General features: G+C 52.9%; 18 protein-coding genes. 16 read left to right on the top strand and 2 right to left on the bottom strand.

Annotation, left to right across the window (positions count from 1 at the left end):
- The first annotated feature begins 17 nt into the window (after window positions 1–17).
- Window positions 18–731 carry a DUF554 domain-containing protein gene (locus JD108_RS22040; RefSeq protein WP_198828029.1) on the top strand — a complete coding sequence of 238 codons (714 nt, stop codon included), beginning with the start codon at window positions 18–20 and terminating at the stop codon, window positions 729–731.
- Window positions 732–910: 179 nt separating this feature from the next.
- On the top strand, window positions 911–1,810 hold the full coding sequence (locus JD108_RS22035) for a diacylglycerol/lipid kinase family protein (RefSeq protein ID WP_198828028.1): 900 nt from the start codon (window positions 911–913) through the stop codon (window positions 1,808–1,810).
- Between the two features lie 170 nt (window positions 1,811–1,980).
- Here JD108_RS22035 and yyaC read toward each other — a convergent pair whose 3' ends face one another.
- Window positions 1,981–2,595: a spore protease YyaC gene (yyaC, locus tag JD108_RS22030; RefSeq protein ID WP_198828027.1), complete on the bottom strand. Its 615-nt coding sequence runs from the start codon at window positions 2,593–2,595 to the stop codon at window positions 1,981–1,983.
- Window positions 2,596–2,878: 283 nt separating this feature from the next.
- Here yyaC and JD108_RS22025 point away from each other — a divergent pair, with 283 nt between their 5' ends.
- The 4 genes from JD108_RS22025 to JD108_RS22010 all read left to right on the top strand — a co-directional run bounded on the left by JD108_RS22025 (window position 2,879) and on the right by JD108_RS22010 (window position 5,263).
- On the top strand, window positions 2,879–3,151 hold the full coding sequence (locus tag JD108_RS22025) for a putative Se/S carrier protein (protein WP_198828026.1): 273 nt from the start codon (window positions 2,879–2,881) through the stop codon (window positions 3,149–3,151).
- A 5-nt stretch (window positions 3,152–3,156) separates the two neighbouring features.
- Window positions 3,157–4,089 (top strand): mechanosensitive ion channel family protein, encoded by a 933-nt coding sequence (locus JD108_RS22020; protein WP_198828025.1) that lies wholly within the window; start codon window positions 3,157–3,159, stop codon window positions 4,087–4,089.
- 84 nt (window positions 4,090–4,173) lie between these two features.
- Complete coding sequence (locus tag JD108_RS22015; RefSeq protein WP_198828024.1) at window positions 4,174–4,383, top strand: DUF951 domain-containing protein; 210 nt, start codon at window positions 4,174–4,176, stop codon at window positions 4,381–4,383.
- A 94-nt stretch (window positions 4,384–4,477) separates the two neighbouring features.
- Window positions 4,478–5,263, top strand: coding sequence for an Ig-like domain-containing domain (locus JD108_RS22010; RefSeq protein ID WP_198828023.1), 786 nt, complete (start codon window positions 4,478–4,480; stop codon window positions 5,261–5,263).
- A gap of 151 nt (window positions 5,264–5,414) precedes the next feature.
- On the opposite strand, the gene JD108_RS22005 is transcribed toward JD108_RS22010, so the two are convergent.
- Window positions 5,415–5,504, bottom strand: coding sequence for a YjcZ family sporulation protein (locus JD108_RS22005; RefSeq protein WP_198828022.1), 90 nt, complete (start codon window positions 5,502–5,504; stop codon window positions 5,415–5,417).
- A gap of 351 nt (window positions 5,505–5,855) precedes the next feature.
- On the opposite strand from JD108_RS22005, the gene pepF reads away from it, so the two are divergent.
- The 10 genes from pepF (at window position 5,856) to JD108_RS21955 (ending at window position 16,674) form a co-directional block, all read left to right on the top strand.
- Window positions 5,856–7,766, top strand: a complete 1,911-nt coding sequence (gene pepF / locus JD108_RS22000) for an oligoendopeptidase F (RefSeq protein ID WP_198828021.1) — start codon at window positions 5,856–5,858, stop codon at window positions 7,764–7,766.
- Window positions 7,767–8,044: 278 nt separating this feature from the next.
- Entirely contained in the window at window positions 8,045–9,145 is a 1,101-nt protein-coding gene (gene ychF / locus JD108_RS21995) for a redox-regulated ATPase YchF (RefSeq protein WP_198828020.1), read from the top strand.
- A 139-nt stretch (window positions 9,146–9,284) separates the two neighbouring features.
- Entirely contained in the window at window positions 9,285–9,572 is a 288-nt protein-coding gene (gene rpsF / locus JD108_RS21990; RefSeq protein WP_198828019.1) for a 30S ribosomal protein S6, read from the top strand.
- A 30-nt stretch (window positions 9,573–9,602) separates the two neighbouring features.
- Window positions 9,603–10,061, top strand: a complete 459-nt coding sequence (locus JD108_RS21985) for a single-stranded DNA-binding protein (RefSeq protein WP_198828018.1) — start codon at window positions 9,603–9,605, stop codon at window positions 10,059–10,061.
- Window positions 10,062–10,117: 56 nt separating this feature from the next.
- The gene (rpsR, locus tag JD108_RS21980) at window positions 10,118–10,348 is read left to right on the top strand and encodes a 30S ribosomal protein S18 (protein ID WP_023559077.1); all 231 of its coding nucleotides are present in this window, start codon (window positions 10,118–10,120) and stop codon (window positions 10,346–10,348) included.
- Window positions 10,349–10,477: 129 nt separating this feature from the next.
- Window positions 10,478–11,386, top strand: a complete 909-nt coding sequence (locus JD108_RS21975; RefSeq protein ID WP_198828017.1) for a DUF2232 domain-containing protein — start codon at window positions 10,478–10,480, stop codon at window positions 11,384–11,386.
- A gap of 4 nt (window positions 11,387–11,390) precedes the next feature.
- A complete protein-coding gene (locus tag JD108_RS21970) occupies window positions 11,391–13,328 on the top strand; it encodes a DHH family phosphoesterase (protein ID WP_198828016.1) in 1,938 nt (645 codons plus the stop codon).
- 29 nt (window positions 13,329–13,357) lie between these two features.
- Window positions 13,358–13,804: a 50S ribosomal protein L9 gene (rplI, locus tag JD108_RS21965; protein WP_198828015.1), complete on the top strand. Its 447-nt coding sequence runs from the start codon at window positions 13,358–13,360 to the stop codon at window positions 13,802–13,804.
- A 36-nt stretch (window positions 13,805–13,840) separates the two neighbouring features.
- The gene (gene dnaB, locus JD108_RS21960) at window positions 13,841–15,190 is read left to right on the top strand and encodes a replicative DNA helicase (RefSeq protein WP_198828014.1); all 1,350 of its coding nucleotides are present in this window, start codon (window positions 13,841–13,843) and stop codon (window positions 15,188–15,190) included.
- 197 nt (window positions 15,191–15,387) lie between these two features.
- Window positions 15,388–16,674 (top strand): adenylosuccinate synthase, encoded by a 1,287-nt coding sequence (locus JD108_RS21955; protein ID WP_198828013.1) that lies wholly within the window; start codon window positions 15,388–15,390, stop codon window positions 16,672–16,674.
- The last annotated feature ends 74 nt before the right edge of the window (window positions 16,675–16,748 follow it).

Here is a 16,748-nt window from a genome sequence, read left to right as displayed (position 1 = left end):
GCAGGGGAGTGGAATAAGTGATCTTGTTGGGAACCCTGGTCAATGCGGTGGCCATCATTGCAGGAGCCTTGTTGGGACGTTTGCTGTCGGGAATACCGGATTCTATTCGGCGCACCGTAATGCAGGGGATTGGTCTGGCGGTTGTTTTGCTCGGCATCAAGATGAGCCTGGGTACGGAGAACTTTTTGCTCGTCATACTCAGTATCGTCATCGGCTCCATTTTGGGGGAACTTATGCGAATTGAGTCCGGGCTCAACCAACTGGGACAATGGCTGGAGAGACGGATAGGAGGCAAGCAGGGCGGTATCGCGACGGGCTTCGTCACTGCTACACTGGTATATTGCATTGGGGCAATGGCCGTGCTTGGCTCGATGGACAGCGGGCTGCGCAACAACCACGAGATTCTCTACACCAAAGCGATGCTAGACGGCTTTTCGGCCATTATCTTTTCCTCTACGCTCGGGATTGGTGTTCTGTTCTCCGCCGTCCCTGTGTTTGTGTATCAGGGAGCGATTGCTCTCTTGTCGACGCAGATTTACAATTTTGTCAGTCAGGAAACCTTGAATGCAATGCTGGTGGAAGTAACAGCCGTAGGCGGGTTGATGATTATCGCGATCGGCATCAATATCCTGGAATTGAAAAAGATCAACGTAGCCAATATGCTGCCAGCGCTGGTGATCGCAGCTATTGGGGTGCCTGTCGTGAACTGGCTGTCAGCGCTGATTGGTTAGTCAAGTATGCAAAAAGCAGCATCAAGCGAAGGATTCCTTTTCTAAAAAGGAGTCCTTTTTTTGGTCGATAGGAATTTATCAGTTCTGGGGAACGTTGCGAACGTGACTACGCCTAGGCAAGGCGGAAGCCTCATGCGATAATACAGGAAAACAGATGAGATGGCGGGGAGCTGTGGACAATGCTCGGGTTTGTCGTCAATCCAGTGGCAGGCAACGGAAGAGGATCGCTGGTATGGAAACGCCTTGAGAAAGAACTGGTGCGGCGCAGAATCGGTTTTCGTGTGAAGATGACCACGGAACAGGGGGAAGCCAAAAAATTGGCGGAATCGCTGCTGCGAAAAGAGGAAGTAAGCAAAGTGATTGCCGTAGGGGGCGACGGAACGGTAAACGAAGTGATGAACGGGATCAAGGAAGCGGGGCGGAGTTGTCCATTTGGACATATTCCGGCTGGCTCGGGAAATGACTTTGCCCGCGGGCATTCGCTGGAGAGAGATCCTGTATTGGCCTTGGAGCATATTTTGGCGGATCACGCTAACAAGGCCATTGATCTCTTGCAGGTAAACGGGCAAATCGCGGTAAACGCGGTGGGCGCGGGATTTGACGGCCAGGTGGCCAAGACGACCAATGAAGCAGTCTACAAAAAATGGCTGAATCGTTTGGGGCTTGGGAAGATTGCCTACGTCATGTCCGTGATTCGCGTGTTGCTCTCGTACCGGACGTGTCGGGTCAAACTGCACATCGACGGGCGGGAAAATGAGCTCAACGAAGTATGGTTGATTGCCGTTGCCAACATTCCCAATTACGGCGGCGGCATGCTGATTTGCCCGGATGCGGTGCCGGACGACGGAAAGGCGGAGGTATGCGTCGTCAGCGGCGTTTCGAGATGGGCACTCTTGTGCGCATTTCCGATGATCTACAAAGGAACGCATGTCAGCCATCCCGGCGTCCGTTTTTTCCAGGGAAGGCGGATCGTCATCGAATCGGAACGGGAGTTGATCGTGCATGCGGACGGTGAAGTGATCGCCTCCACGCCGATTGCCGTAGAGGTCACGCCGCAGCGTCAGGTGATATGCCTGTAGGCCGTGGCCCCTTTTCGCCGTGAAGGCATCGCTGCTCCGGTCATTGTTTCACAGGTGATCTTTCTCGGGGTACCGCTGAAGGGTTGATGTTAGTCTCGTCAGCGGTGCCAATAAAAAAACGCCTGAAGGATCGCGCCTTCAGGCGTTTTTTCGCTCATACGGCTGCAGCCTCAATCCGGGTAGGCGCGTACTTGCGGGGCATCCCCGGTTGCATGGACGAGCAGGGAGGACGCTTTTGCCAAACCGGCGGCGATAATCTCAGCCATCTGCATGACGACGAACAGACGGGTATTTTGCAGCACGAAATATTCCATGAACCCTCCGACGTTGACGATTCCGGTGATGTGAAAGGTTCCCACAGCAGGGAGCTCTTTTTTTACGCCTGCACCGGGCTTGAGGGGGCCGTCCACCACGTTGATCTTGCCGACGTTGCTGAATTGGCCCAAACAAGCATCGACCGCGATCAGCAAGGCTTCCGGATGCTTTTTCTGAATAACGTCCAGCTTTTCGCTCAGGTTGACGGCATGTACCGGATCCTCCAACGTACCGTAGACCTGAAAGGAGAGAGGTTTCTTTGCGATCAGCTTGCTGCCCACAAGGGGACCGAGTGCATCTCCCGTCGAACGGTCCGTACCGATACAAACAATGACGATTTCCTCCGCAAACGCATGGTTCAAAAAGCGCTCGACAAGATGCTCAGCCAATTGATCCACAGCCGTTTCAAGCCGGTATTCCACGGAAAACGGCGAAAGAACACTCTCCTTGTGGCTATTCGACAGATTCATGACGACCCCCACTCCTGGCCACGGCCAAAAATCATTAGAGTATTCACAGTATAGTGTCGTCCCGCCATTTTTATACCTCAAATAGAAAGGTTGAGCAGGTTTCAAACAGTTTGCCGTATGGGGCAAATCGCGCTTGCATGAAAAGTGGGAAAGTAGAACCGCAAAAGGAGAGCACTTAGGGAACAAAGAGAAAGAAGAGCAACGGAAGAGTAAATAGAAGAGAACTGGCGTCACATGGGCCGAACGAGTAAAATGAGTAGAGGCATAGGAGGGAGGGAGAGATGTGGAGCAGGATACGGTCTTGATCGCATTTGATTCTACGCAGCAGGCTTTGCGAGCGGAGATGCTGCTGGAGTATGCCGATATCGAGATTGATACACGTCCGACCCCGAAAGAAATCACGGCGGGTTGTGCCCTTTCCATCGAGTTTCCGTTGGAAAACTATCAACAGGCCAGGGAGATCATTCATCAGCAGCATGTGGAGATACGCGGTTACTTTCGTTTGTTTTCTGACAGCTATCATGAAATCGATGAGTCTGGAAACAGGAAGGTGTAGACAGAATGAATGAAGCGAACGAAGTAAAAGAAGTATTGGCCAAGCAGGGCAATGTGCTGGAACAACTGTACGAGAAAACAGTGGCCTATCTCAGCGACCCGGAAATGTGGGTGCGCGTAGGGCTGATTTTCATAAAAATCATCCTGATCGTGGTCCTCTCCCGGATCGTGGTCAGCATCGTCAATGCGGCCGTCAACCGGGTGTTCCAACATCGGAAAGGGAGCAAGCTGTCGATCGACCAGCGGCGGGTGGACACGCTGCGCGTACTGGTCAACAATGTGACCGGCTATAGCATCTATTTTCTCGCGATCCTGCTGATATTGCAGCAGCTCGGCGTGGATCTCAGACCTGTGCTGGTCAGCGCGGGCGTGCTGGGTCTGGCCGTCGGCTTCGGGGCGCAGAGCCTGGTGCGGGATGTGATTACCGGATTTTTTATCATCTTTGAAGATCAGTTTGCCGTTGGTGATGTGGTGACGATCAATAATTTGACGGGAACGGTGCAGGAGATCGGTCTCAGAATTACCCGGATTCGAAGCTGGACAGGGGAAGTGCATATCTTCCCAAACGGAACCATTACGCAGGTAACCAACTTTTCGCTGCAAAACACAGTAGCCGTGGTAGACGTATCGATACCCTATGAGGAAGATGTGAATCAGGTAGAGGAAATCCTCAGGGAAACGATGAAAAAGGCGCGGGCAGAGATGGAAGACATCGTTGCCGAGCCGGAATTTCTCGGTGTTCAGGCTCTCGGATCCTCTGAGATGATCATGCGCGTCACTGCCGAATGCAAGCCGAATACGCATCACGGCGTCACCCGGAAAATGCGGGCCATGATCAGGCAGGAGTTGAGCAAGCGGGGCATCGAGGTGCCGTACCCGCGCGTCGTCACCATGGCGGGAACAGGGAAGGCGCCGGGACAAAAGCAAGCGGATGCGTGAGGCCGAACATGCGGGCCCGTCCAAAGCGAGCCTGTACGAAGCAAAGGAAGAAAAGACGGGAAAAAAAAGTGAGGAGGGAGCGGCATGCAGAGGAAGCAGTTTGGATTACATGACGTGGTGCAGATGAAAAAAGCGCATCCTTGCGGGACAAACGCCTGGAAAGTGATCCGGATGGGCATGGATATTCGCATAAAATGTACCGGCTGCGATCACAGTGTCATGATTCCGCGGCTGGAATTTGAGCGGAAAATGAAAAAAGTGCTGATTCACGCCGAAGGAGAGCCGGAAGCGTAAGTTTATTTGTAGGAACTGCCTGTCTTTTCTTAGAATGCCCGTATAGGGGAGACCGATCGCGTATCGGATCTCCCGATTCGGGGAGGGATCGACTATGAAAAGAAGGCGGAAAGGTACGTGGGTGCTGGGTATGGTGATGCTGATGCTGGCTGCTTTTGCTTTTGTCCCGGCAGCCGATGCCAGTCAGGGGACGGGATGGACGGCCGTCATCAAGCCGGCCAACCATGCGCAAGACGTAGACCCTGATGCCCTGGTTACTCTGGTTTTTCCCGATAAAGTCAAAGCAAAGACGGGAAAAGACCTGACTAACAGTTCCATTCCTTCGCTGGTCAAACTGGTCAACAGCAAAAAGCGGAACATCCCGTACACTGCCAAGTGGGACAGCGGCAAGAAAATAATTACGATTGACCCGGTGGGCGATTTGGAAGCGGGGGAACGGTTTACAGTCACCCTTGTGGAAAACAAGCTGAAGGATGGACAGGGGCGTCTCAACCGGGGAGTGTCCAGCACCTTTACCACCAAAAAAGCTGTGGATAAAATCGCGCCTGTCGCGACCATCCTGCCGGGCCATGGCGCCAAATCGGTCAAGCTGGATGAAAAGGTAACCATTCAGTTTGCGGAACCCGTCATGCTGGCGGATGGAACGGCATTGTCGAGCAAGCTGGCGAGGCAGCTCGTCGAAGTGACGGACAAGTACGGAAAGCCTGTGGCACACAGCGTTACCTGGAACAAGAGCAAAAGAACCCTGACAATCAAGCCAAAAGGAAAGTGGCAACCCCACAGTTCGTATCAAATCGACGTACGTCCCCATCTCTTGAAAGATGAGGCCGGCAACCGCAATCCCGGACAGCGGACGCAGTTTACGACAGCAGGAAAGTAATAGAGAAGACCGAAAAGAGGAAAAGACCACCGAAAAGAGGATGCAACCCCACGCCAGGGTGCATCCTTTTTCATCGAAAATGCGTGGTGGAAGGTAAGATTACAACCGAGGTGCAAGCTTACCTTCAACCGGCTGGATGGCAGAGGAATGGTTAATCACAGTCACAACCAACGATCACGAGCAGGATGAAGAGAACCAATACAAGCGCGAAGTCGTCAAAGTTGCCATTGAAGATACCCACTAGCTGACACCTCCTACCATGGATTCAATACCTATGCTATGTCGGAGGGGCAGAAGGGGTATGGGCATTTGTCACAGGTGGCAAAAAATAAGTTATACACAGGCTATCCACAGAAAATGTGGATAAGTTCACACGAAAGAGCGCAATCAATTCAATAGATATGTGGACAAAGGAGGAGTCGCGAGGAAGATATCCACAGGCTTGCTAACAAAATCAACAGTTTTCGGACTAATGCGCTCGTTGTTAATGAATATTTTAAAAATTTTTATTAATGAGAAGGAATTTTTAACTGATGGATATAATTAGACTATATAGCAAATAGTAGATAAGAGGAAAAAGGGGCTGATGTTGTTGAAAAAGCGAGCATTTACCTCATTGACGGCGCTGGCGATTGCCTTGTCCATGGTCAGCACGCCATTTATCCCATACAGCACGCAGGCCGTAGCAGCTGCGGAGCAGGCGGCACCTGTCTTTAAGGACCGTTCGGAAATCCCGGAGGCATACAAGTGGCGGCTGGATCACATTTATGCCAGCGTCCAGGATTGGGAAAAGGACGTAGCCAAAGTAGAGGAAATGGCGCAGGCTTTTACCAAACATCAAGGCAAGCTCAATTCGGCCGACGCCCTGAAAAAAGCGCTCGACGACTACAGCGACCTGATGCGTCTCAATGACAAGGCCTATGTGTATGCCAATATGGCGCTGGATGTGAACTCCTCCAATGCGGAACTGCAAAAACTGGCTGACCGCACGGAAAAAATGTACACGCTGGTGTCGGAAAAGACAGCCTGGCTGCAGCCGGAGATCGTGGCCATTCCTGACGGCAAGATGAAGAATCTGCTCGCGTCCAAGGAACTGGCTCCGTATAAAATGATGCTGGAGGACCTGATCAGGACCAAGCCGCATTCCCTGTCCAAGGAAATCGAGGAACTGCTGGCCAAATCCTTGCCGCTCGGCAGTTCTCCGACCAATATTTACGGCATGCTGTCCAAAGACGTTCGTTTCCCGAAGATCAAGGATGAAAAAGGCAATGAAGTGCAGCTGACGAGAGCCAACTTCGTTTCCTATCTGGAAAGCAAGGACCAGCGTGTCCGCAAAGAGGCTTTCCAGGCGTATTACAAGGCGCTGACGGATTTTCAGGACACTTTTGCCCAGACGCTGGCCGCCAAGGTAAAAGCGGACAACTATTATGCCGATGTGCGCAATTACAACTCGGCGCTGGAGGCAAGCCTGACGCCGAATAATATCCCGACGAAGGTGTACGACGAGTTGATTGATACGGTGAATGAAAATCTGCCGCTTTTGCACCGGTACATTTCTTTGAAAAAGAAGATGCTGGGTGTTCCGGAGCTGCACATGTACGATATTTACGTGCCGATCGTGCCGTCGGATGACCGGTACATCCCGTACGAAGAAGGCAAGAAAATGGTCGCGGACGGCCTGCAGGCGATGGGCGGCGAATACGTGAAGATCATGTCCGAGGGCATGGAGAGCGGTTGGGTAGATGTCTATTCCACCGACGACAAGCGGAACGGCGCGTATCAGTGGGGCGCGTATGACACGCATCCGTACGTGCTTTTGAACTACCAGGGAACGCTGGATGACGTCTTCACCATCGCCCACGAGATGGGCCATGCGATGCAGTCCTACTACACCAACAAAACGCAGCCGTACATCACGTCCAACTATCCGACGTTTACGGCGGAAGTGGCTTCGACGATGAATGAGACGCTCCTGTTCAAAGATATGTACGCAAAGGCTGAGACCAAGGCCGAGAAGATGTACCTCTTGAATCACTATCTGGAGAATTTCCGCTCCACGCTGTTCCGTCAAACCCAATTCGCCGAGTTTGAGCGGGCGATCCATGAGAAGGAGCAGGCGGGCGAATCTCTCAACGCCGAAGCGATCAAGAAGATTTACCTCGATATTAACAAGAAGTACTACGGCAAGGACATGGTCTCCGACGACGAGATCGCGATGGAGTGGGCGCGTGTCTCCCATTTCTTCAACTACAAATACTACGTCTATCAATACGCAACCAGCTTCGCTGCGTCCCAGGCGCTGGCCAAGCAAGTCCTGGACGAGGGCGACGCGGCTGTCGAGCGCATCCAGAAGAACTTCCTCGAGGCGGGCAATTCCGCACCGCCGATCGAAGTGCTGAAGGCGGCTGGCGTGGATATGTCCACCTCCAAGCCGATTGAGCAAGCAATGGAGATCTTCGAGGAGACGCTCAATGAGCTGGAAAAGCTGGTAAACGAAAAATAAGTATCGACCGGATTCGCGTCAATCGCCATGAGAGACGGCAGGGAGAGATTATCTCCCTGTTTTTTTTTGCTCCATGCAATTGTATTCGTTTTTGAGATGTAAATTTCGCTCGCCATAAGACTCAAGTTTCTTTGACAGAAGCGCTGTCTTTTTTAAAGATAGGGGTAGCAGGATACGAGAGAGTGCGAATTTTCCACAGGGATTCGATTGTAATTAAAGACACAAGTTTTTATACTAGAAAGGATGTGAATGAAAAAAAGTACAAGGAGTGTATATAGATGGGTGCATCTTGTGGCATTGTAGGACTTCCCAACGTAGGCAAGTCGACTCTGTTCAATGCGATTACGCAAGCGGGAGCAGAATCGGCCAACTATCCGTTCTGTACGATCGATCCCAACGTGGGGGTAGTCGAGGTGCCAGACCCGCGCCTGAACAAACTGACGGAGATCGTCGTTCCCAATAAAGTAGTCCCGACGGCGTTTGAGTTCGTCGATATTGCCGGACTTGTAAAAGGAGCCAGCAAAGGGGAGGGACTGGGCAACCAGTTTCTCGGCCATATCCGCGAGGTGGATGCCATCGCGCACGTGGTTCGCTGCTTTGAGGATGAGAACATCACGCACGTGGCGGGACGCGTAGATCCGCTGAGCGATATTGAAACGATTAACCTGGAGCTGATTTTTGCCGATCTCGACTCGGTAGAGCGCCGGATCGACCGGATCGCCCGCAAGGTAAAAGCCGGGGATAAGGAAGCAAAGCAGGAGCTGGACGTGCTGGAGCGGCTGAAGGCTGCTTTTGAAGCAGGACAGTCCGCACGCAGTGTGGAGATGAGCGAGGATGAGCTAAAACTGATTCGCGACCTCCACTTGCTGACGATCAAGCCGGTACTGTATGTGTGCAACGTAGCCGAAGACGGCATCCTTGACGCGGACAACAATCCGCATGTGCAGACTGTCCGCAAATTTGCCGCAGAAGAAGGCGCGCAGGTCGTCGTGATCAGCGCCAAAGTAGAAGCGGAGATCGCCGAGCTGGAGGGCGAGGACAAGCAGATGTTCCTCGAAGAGCTGGGATTGCAAGAATCCGGTCTCGACCGTCTGATCCGCGCCGCTTATGAGCTGCTCGGTCTGATTACGTACTTCACGGCAGGCGTACAGGAAGTCCGTGCTTGGACGATTCGCCAAAACACCAAGGCTCCGCAAGCTGCGGGGGTCATCCACACCGACTTCGAGCGCGGCTTTATCCGTGCCGAGGTGATCGCCTACGACGATCTGGTGGAGGCCGGTTCGGTAGCCGCCGCCCGGGACAAGGGAAAATACCGCCTGGAGGGGAAAGAGTACATCGTGCAGGACGGAGATGTCATGCATTTCCGGTTCAATGTATAGAACTCTTCCTTGCTATGAGGTAGGCCATTTGCTATAATCTTTAAATGCGAGTATTTATGGAGTGCATCTATATGCGTTTCTTTAGCACTCGCTCCTTGCCCGCTAGCGGGCCGCTAAGTCCATAAGGAGGTGAAAAGGTATGCGTCAATACGAAGTGATGTACGTATTGCGTCCAGACCTTGAAGAGGAGAAAATCAAAGCCAACGTTGCTCGTTACAGCGATGTAATCACCAGCTTCGGCGGAGAGATCACGAAACTTCAAGAAATGGGCAAACGTCGTCTTGCTTATGAGATCCAAAAGTTCCGTGAAGGTTACTACGTTTTGATGAACTTCAAATCGAATGCTGATGCTGTTGCGGAAGCAGATCGTCTCATGAAAATCAACGACGACATTATTCGCTTCTTGTTCATTCGTGAAGAGAAGTAAACTGTCGTATCGGGCAGAGGGGGACCCAAGATGAATAAAGTCATTCTCATCGGCAACCTGACGAAAGATCCGGAGCTTCGCTATACGCCGAATGGCGTCGCCGTTACCACCTTTACCTTGGCCATCAACCGTCCGCGTCCGAACCAGGCGGGCGAGCGTGAAGCCGACTTCATTAATATTGTCGCTTGGCAAAAGCTGGCCGACCTGTGCGCTACCTATTTGCGCAAAGGAAGACAAGCTGCTGTCGAGGGCCGTCTGCAGACGCGCTCCTATGACAATAAGGAAGGAAAAAAGGTATACGTGACGGAAGTCGTTGCGGAGAACGTTCAGTTTCTCGGCGGAAAAGGCGGAGAAGGTTCGGGCTTTGACCCAGGCTTTGGCGGAAGCAAACCGTTCGGCGGTCAGAGGGATGAGATGGATGCGTTTAGGGATCCCTTTGCGAATACTGGCAAGCCTATCAACATTTCGGACGATGACTTGCCGTTCTGATTGAAGGACACTCGATCGTATAACGTTCACATTTCCTGAAAAAAGGAGGGACTTGCATGGCACGTAAAGGACGTCCAAATAAACGCCGCAAAGTATGCTTTTTCAAAGTAAATAAAATCAAGCATATTGACTACAAAGATGTTGATCTGCTGAAAAAGTTTATCAGCGAACGTGGCAAAATCCTGCCTCGTCGTGTGACTGGTACTTCGGCGAAGTATCAACGCGCACTGACTGTTGCGATCAAACGCGCTCGTCAAGTAGCGTTGCTGCCGTACACCACTGAATAAGGATGAAAGCAAAAAAGGGGGACACAATCGCGTGGCCCTCTTTTTTCCTATATCGATAAACCTTTATCCGTAAACTTTTCGCAAAGTCAACGCAATGAATCACGACGAGATACATGAAGAGGTGTCGCCATGCCTTCGAAAACCAAACAATTGGCGGAGAACGCCCTATTACTGGGAATTGCATTGGTTCTGCTGTTCGTCAGTACATATACAGTAGCAGGCGTAGTTACGAGCCTGCTCTTGCCCTTGCCGTTTGTCCTCTTGGGAATGCGCAGAACCATGTCATCCACGATCTGGATTGTCGTCGTATTCGCATTCCTGGGCGGAGTGTTTACAGGAATCGTGTCTGCTCTCATGGCATTGACGGTGGCTCTCTGGGGAGCCGTCATGGGGCAGATGTACGCCAAAAGAGGGTCGGCGCTTGCGGCAATCACTGCGGGAGCTGCTGTCGTCTTCCTCGGTTATGTGGCGATTTTGGCCCTGTCCACGTACATCTTCGGCTTGGATTTGAACGAGATGATGAAACGGGCGGCGGAATACAAGCCCCCCTTTATGCCGCAGGAGCAGTTTGATCAGGGAATGCAACTCGTCAAAATGGGGATGCCAGCCTTTCTCGTGATGATGAGTTTTATACAAAGCGGGATTACGCACGGCATATCCCGGCTCGTGGGGAAACGGATGAGACTGTCTGTTCCGGCTCTGCCACCGCTCCGGGATTGGAGTTTTCCGCGCTCTCTTTTGTACTACTATTTTATTTCCATGATGGCTCTGCTTTTCATGGGCAATGACCTGGAAGGGACCTTCTGGACGAGCGCGGTACTGAATGTCAAGGTGATGCTGGATGTCATTTTGACTTTGCAGGGACTTGCCTTTTGCTTCTTTTCCATTCATTTGTACAACAGGAAGGCATTGGCTCCTGTGCTCATTGTCTCTCTATTTATTTTTCCTCCGCTAACCACTATACTTAGCTTATTGGGCATATTTGATTTGGGAGTAAACTTGCGAAAGAGACTGGAAACAAGAGTGAAGAGGGGCTGAGGAAATGCCCAAATTCCTGTTAAAGCGATGGTACGGGCTGCACATGGTCTTGGCTCTTACCTTTAGCTTGTTGCTGCTGGGAATTTTGACGCTTCATCACTGGATGTACGGGGCGATCGGGGTCATCTGCCTAATCGGGCTCGTAATCTATGTCCTGCAGGCTGAAAAAGGCTTCCAGCGGGATCTTCGTCTGTACTTGGCCACGGTCACGCACCGGGTCAAAAAAGCGGGCGAAGGCGTCATTCAGGAAATGCCGATTGGGATCTTGCTATACAACGAAGAAAAAGTAATTGAGTGGGTAAACCCCTTCATGACCAATATGTCCGGTGACGAGATGATGATCGGGAAAAATCTTCTCGACGTCTTTCCGCAGTTGACGCTGAAGCCGGAGCAGAAGAGACTGGAATTTGTGTATAACGAGCGCACCTATGAAGTGCTGGTCCGGGGAGAAGAGAGATTGCTCTACTTCACGGACATCACCAACTTCAAAGAGCTGACGCTGCGTTACCATCGCGAAAAAGCGGTGCTGGCCATCATACATCTGGACAATCTCGATGAGGTCGGTCAGGTCATGGATGATCAGAGCCGTACCCTTCTTTCGACGAGTGTGGCCGGCGTGATTACCGAATGGGCCAACCGGCACGGCATCTATTTGCGCCGCGTCTCTGCGGACAAATTTTTGGCGTTGATGGAGCGGGAGACACTCGACAAACTGGAAGAGAGCCGCTTTGACATCCTCGATGTGGTGCGGGAGATGACCGCGGACAACAAGATTCCGATCACCCTGAGCATCGGGGCGGGAGCGGCGGCCAATTCCTACATCGAGCTGGGGCAGATGGCGCAATCCAGCTTGGATATTGCCCTCGGCCGCGGCGGCGACCAGGCGGCCGTCAAGATTGGAAACAAGCTGACCTTTTTTGGCGGCAAATCCAATGCAGTTGAAAAACGGACACGGGTCCGCGCGAGGGTCATCGCCCATGCGCTGCGGGATCTGATCCACGAAGCGGAGCACGTCATCGTCATGGGGCACAAGCAGCCGGATATGGACTCCATCGGGGCGTCGCTCGGCGTACTGAAAGCTGTGCAACTCCACAAAAAAGATGCCTATATCGTCATGGACGAAGGAAATTCGTCTGTGGATCGTTTGATGAAAGAAATCTATGCGCACGAAGAGCTGGCGGAAGCCTTTATCACGCCGGAACAGGCCATTCGTCTGATTACCGGGCGCACCCTGCTCGTAGTCGTCGATACGCATCGGCCGTCCCTGGTCATCGAGCCGCGGCTGCTCGAGGAGACCAGCCGTATCGTGGTGATCGACCACCACAGACGCTCGGAGGAGTTCATCGAGCCGGTGCTCCTCTATCTGGAGCCGTATGCTTCCTCCACGTCTGAACTGGTGACCGAGCTCTTGCAATACCAGAGCGAACGCTTGAACATCGACAGCCTGATCGCGACCGCGCTGCTGGCCGGAATCGTGGTGGATACCAAAAGCTTTGCGTTTCGCACAGGCTCGCGCACATTTGAAGCGGCCTCGTTCCTTCGTCGGAACGGTGCGGATACAGCAGCCGTGCAGCGTCTCTTGAAAGAAGACCTGAACCAGTATGTGAAGCGGGCTCGGGTCATCATGAATACCGAGAAGTACCGGGACAATATGGCGATTGCCGTCGGCGATCCGCAGGAAGAGTTCACACAGGTGCAGGTGGCTCAAGCGGCGGAGCAATTGTTGACGCTGTCGGGCATCCAAGCCGCCTTTGTCGTCGCCAGAAGAGCGGACGATACGGTACTGATCAGTGCCCGTTCACTCGGGGACATCAATGTTCAATCGATCATGGAGCATCTGGGCGGAGGCGGCCATTTGACAGCCGCAGCCAACCAGATGGAGGGAGTATCCTTAAAAGAGGCAGTCAGACGATTGAAAGAAGCGATTGACGAAGTCGTCTAAGCTGCTGTCTGACAGAGGAGGAATGTTTCATGAAAGTAATTTTTCTGAAGGATGTAAAGGGGCAAGGCAAAAAGGGAGAAGTCAAAGATCTCTCGGAAGGCTACGTACGCAATTTCTTGCTGCCGCGGGGATTGGTAAAAGAAGCTACCGAAGCCAATATGAAAACGCTGGATGCCCAGCAGCGCAGCGAGGCCAAGCGCAAAGAGCAGGAAAAGCTCGATGCGGAAAAGCTGGCTGAGACGATCAATGAAATCACCGTAAAGGTAGCGGGGAAAGCGGGAGACGGCGGACGATTGTTCGGAGCCATCTCCAGCAAGCAAGTCGCGCAGGCGCTGGAAGATCAGTTCCAAATCAAGCTGGACAAACGCAAGCTGGAGATGGAAGCGATCCGCGCGCTGGGTGTGACCCAAGTCAAAGTGAAGCTTCATAATGAAGTGACCGCTACACTGAAAGTGCATGTCGTGGAAGAGAAATAATAACGGCGAGAATACGAGATAAGTGAGGGGTGTGACGTGAGCGACCTGTTTTTGGACCGTGTGCCGCCGCAAAACAACGAAGCGGAGCAGTCAGTTTTGGGGGCCGTGTTCTTATCGAAGGAAGCTCTCATCACGGCAATCGAAATCCTTCGACCCGAAGATTTTTACAAAACCGCCCATCAGCGGATTTTCAAAACCATGCAGGACCTCTACGACAAAGGGGAGCCGGTCGACCTGGTCACGGTGACCGCAGAGCTGCAGGATCACAAGCTGCTGGATGAAGTGGGCGGCGTTCCTTATCTCACGGAGATTGCCAGCTCGGTTCCCACCGCAGCCAACATCGAATACTACGCGAAAATCGTCGAGGAGAAGTCTCTCCTGCGGCGATTGATTTTGACGGCGACCAAAATCGCCAACGACGGATATTCCCGTGAGGACGAAGTCGGGGAGATCATCGCCGATGCGGAGAAATACATCCTGGAGATCGCCCAGAACCGGAACAGCGGCGGATTTACGCCGATTCGCGACGTCCTGTTGGAGACCTATGAACGGATTGAGTTTCTCAGCCAGCGGCGCGGAGATGTCACCGGCATTCCATCCGGATACCCCGATTTGGACAAGATGACCGCCGGTTTTCAACGAAGCGACCTGATCATCCTGGCAGCCCGCCCCTCTGTAGGGAAGACGGCTTTCGCGCTGAATGTCGCCCAGAATGTGGCGGCACGCGCAGGAGAGACCGTCGCGATTTTCTCACTGGAGATGGCGGCTTCCCAGCTGGTGCAGCGGATGATTTGTGCGGAGGGCAATCTGGACGCCTCCCGCATGCGTTCCGGCTGGCTGGAGGAGGATGACTGGCAAAAGCTGACGATGGCGATTGGGACGCTGGCCAAAGCGCCGATCTACATCGACGATACGCCGGGCGTCACCGTCCAGGACATCCGTGCCAAGTGCCGGCGCCTCCAGGCCGAACGCGGCCTCGGGATGATCCTGATCGACTACCTGCAGCTGATCCACGGGCGCGGCAAGGGCGACAACCGCCAGCAGGAGGTATCGGAAATCTCCCGAACGCTGAAGGGAATTGCCAGGGAGCTGAATGTGCCGGTCATCGCTCTGTCCCAGCTCAGCCGCTCCGTGGAGCAGCGCCAGGACAAGCGGCCGATGATGTCGGATATTCGTGAGTCCGGCTCGATTGAGCAGGATGCCGATATTGTCGCGTTTCTGTATCGGGACGACTATTACGACAAGGAAACCGAGAACAAAAACGTGATCGAAATCATCATTGCTAAGCAGCGTAACGGCCCGACCGGAACGGTGGAGCTGGCGTTTTTGAAGGAATATAACAAATTTGTCAGTTTGGACAACCGTTATCGCGATGCGGCAGGATGATGAAGCAGCATATTTTACCGTTTTTGCCAGAAGAGCCGGAACCGTATCCGGCTTTTTTTCTATTATGAAAATACCGAACGTATTAACTTGACAAATTGTTAACGTTCGTATTTTCATTGACAGACTTGGGCTGGTTTAGTACACTTAGATTGTTTCAGGCCCAATAAGGCAATGATGAAATCAGGAGGTGTTTTTCGATGTCAACTGTCGTTGTCGTCGGAACCCAATGGGGCGATGAAGGAAAAGGGAAAATTACCGATTATCTAGCGGAGAGCGCAGAGGTCGTAGCTAGATACCAAGGTGGTAACAATGCGGGCCATACCATTATTTTTGGCGGCAACAAATACAAACTGCACTTGATTCCCTCCGGAATTTTCTATACAGATAAGATTTGTGTGATCGGAAACGGCATGGTGATCGATCCAAAGGCGCTGGTAACGGAGCTGGATTACATCCATGGCTTTGGTTTCTCGACCAAAAACCTGAAAATCAGCGATCGCGCGCATGTGATCCTGCCTTACCACATCAAGCTGGACAGCGTGGAAGAAGAGAGCCGCGGCCCAAACAAGATCGGGACGACCCGCAAAGGGATCGGCCCGGCGTATATGGACAAAGCTGCTCGTATCGGGATCCGCATCGCCGATCTGCTGGACAAAGAAGAGTTCGCGCGCAAATTGGAGCGCAATCTCGCCGAGAAAAACATGCTTCTGGAGAAAATGTACAACACGAGCGGTTTCGATCTGAACGAAGTGCTGGAAGAGTACCTCGGCTATGCCGAGATCATCCGCCCTTACGTGGCCGATACGTCCGTGGTGCTGAACGACGCCATCGACCAGGGAAACCGCGTCCTGTTTGAAGGGGCACAAGGCGTCCTCTTGGACATCGACCAAGGCACGTATCCGTACGTAACTTCCTCCAACCCGATCGCCGGCGGCGTGACGATTGGTTCCGGCGTAGGTCCGACCAAGATCAACCAAGTAATCGGTGTGGCGAAATCCTACACGACTCGTGTCGGCGACGGACCTTTCCTGACTGAATTGACCGATGCGACAGGCGACCACATCCGCGAGGTCGGCTTCGAGTACGGCACGACCACAGGCCGTCCGCGCCGCGTGGGCTGGTTTGACAGTGTCGTGGTTCGCCATGCGCGCCGTGTGAGCGGCATTACCGGACTGGCGATCACCAAGCTGGACACGCTGACAGGCATCGAAAAGCTGCGCATTTGCACAGCGTACAAGTACAACGGGGAAATCATCGAGTCTTTCCCGGCAAACCTGAACCAGCTGGCAAAGTGCGAGCCGGTGTATGAGGAGCTCCCCGGCTGGACGGAAGACATCACCGGCGTACGCAGCTTGCACGAGCTGCCGGAGAATGCCCGTCACTACATCGAGCGCATCACGCAGCTGACCGGTATCCCGCTCTCCATCTTCTCGGTAGGGCCAGACCGCGAGCAAACGGTTGTGGTGCGTGGGATTTACGGATAATCGCAGGAAAGAGTATGTGTTGGCTCTAAGGCCTTAGAGAGCGATCACTTATAGAACAGGCTGGCAACGGTTAT

Origin of the sequence: Brevibacillus composti (assembly GCF_016406105.1) — a bacterium.
GTDB classification, from domain to species: Bacteria; Bacillota; Bacilli; order Brevibacillales; family Brevibacillaceae; genus Brevibacillus; species Brevibacillus composti.
Note: the sequence above shows the minus strand (reverse complement) of the source record. Positions and strands in the feature narration are given on the sequence as shown.

Bases quoted from the DNA above. Each gene is read 5' to 3' on its own strand.
- JD108_RS22010 (WP_198828023.1), top strand. From the start codon at position 4,478: ATGAAAAGAAGGCGGAAAGGTACGTGGGTGCTGGGTATGGTGATGCTG.
- JD108_RS21970 (WP_198828016.1), top strand. From the start codon at position 11,391: ATGCCCAAATTCCTGTTAAAGCGATGGTACGGGCTGCACATGGTCTTG.
- yyaC (WP_198828027.1), bottom strand. From the start codon at position 2,595: ATGAATCTGTCGAATAGCCACAAGGAGAGTGTTCTTTCGCCGTTTTCC.
- JD108_RS22035 (WP_198828028.1), top strand. From the start codon at position 911: ATGCTCGGGTTTGTCGTCAATCCAGTGGCAGGCAACGGAAGAGGATCG.
- rpsR (WP_023559077.1), top strand. From the start codon at position 10,118: ATGGCACGTAAAGGACGTCCAAATAAACGCCGCAAAGTATGCTTTTTC.
- JD108_RS21985 (WP_198828018.1), top strand. From the start codon at position 9,603: ATGAATAAAGTCATTCTCATCGGCAACCTGACGAAAGATCCGGAGCTT.
- JD108_RS22015 (WP_198828024.1), top strand. From the start codon at position 4,174: ATGCAGAGGAAGCAGTTTGGATTACATGACGTGGTGCAGATGAAAAAA.
- JD108_RS22020 (WP_198828025.1), top strand. From the start codon at position 3,157: ATGAATGAAGCGAACGAAGTAAAAGAAGTATTGGCCAAGCAGGGCAAT.
- rpsF (WP_198828019.1), top strand. From the start codon at position 9,285: ATGCGTCAATACGAAGTGATGTACGTATTGCGTCCAGACCTTGAAGAG.
- ychF (WP_198828020.1), top strand. From the start codon at position 8,045: ATGGGTGCATCTTGTGGCATTGTAGGACTTCCCAACGTAGGCAAGTCG.
- JD108_RS21975 (WP_198828017.1), top strand. From the start codon at position 10,478: ATGCCTTCGAAAACCAAACAATTGGCGGAGAACGCCCTATTACTGGGA.
- JD108_RS21955 (WP_198828013.1), top strand. From the start codon at position 15,388: ATGTCAACTGTCGTTGTCGTCGGAACCCAATGGGGCGATGAAGGAAAA.
- rplI (WP_198828015.1), top strand. From the start codon at position 13,358: ATGAAAGTAATTTTTCTGAAGGATGTAAAGGGGCAAGGCAAAAAGGGA.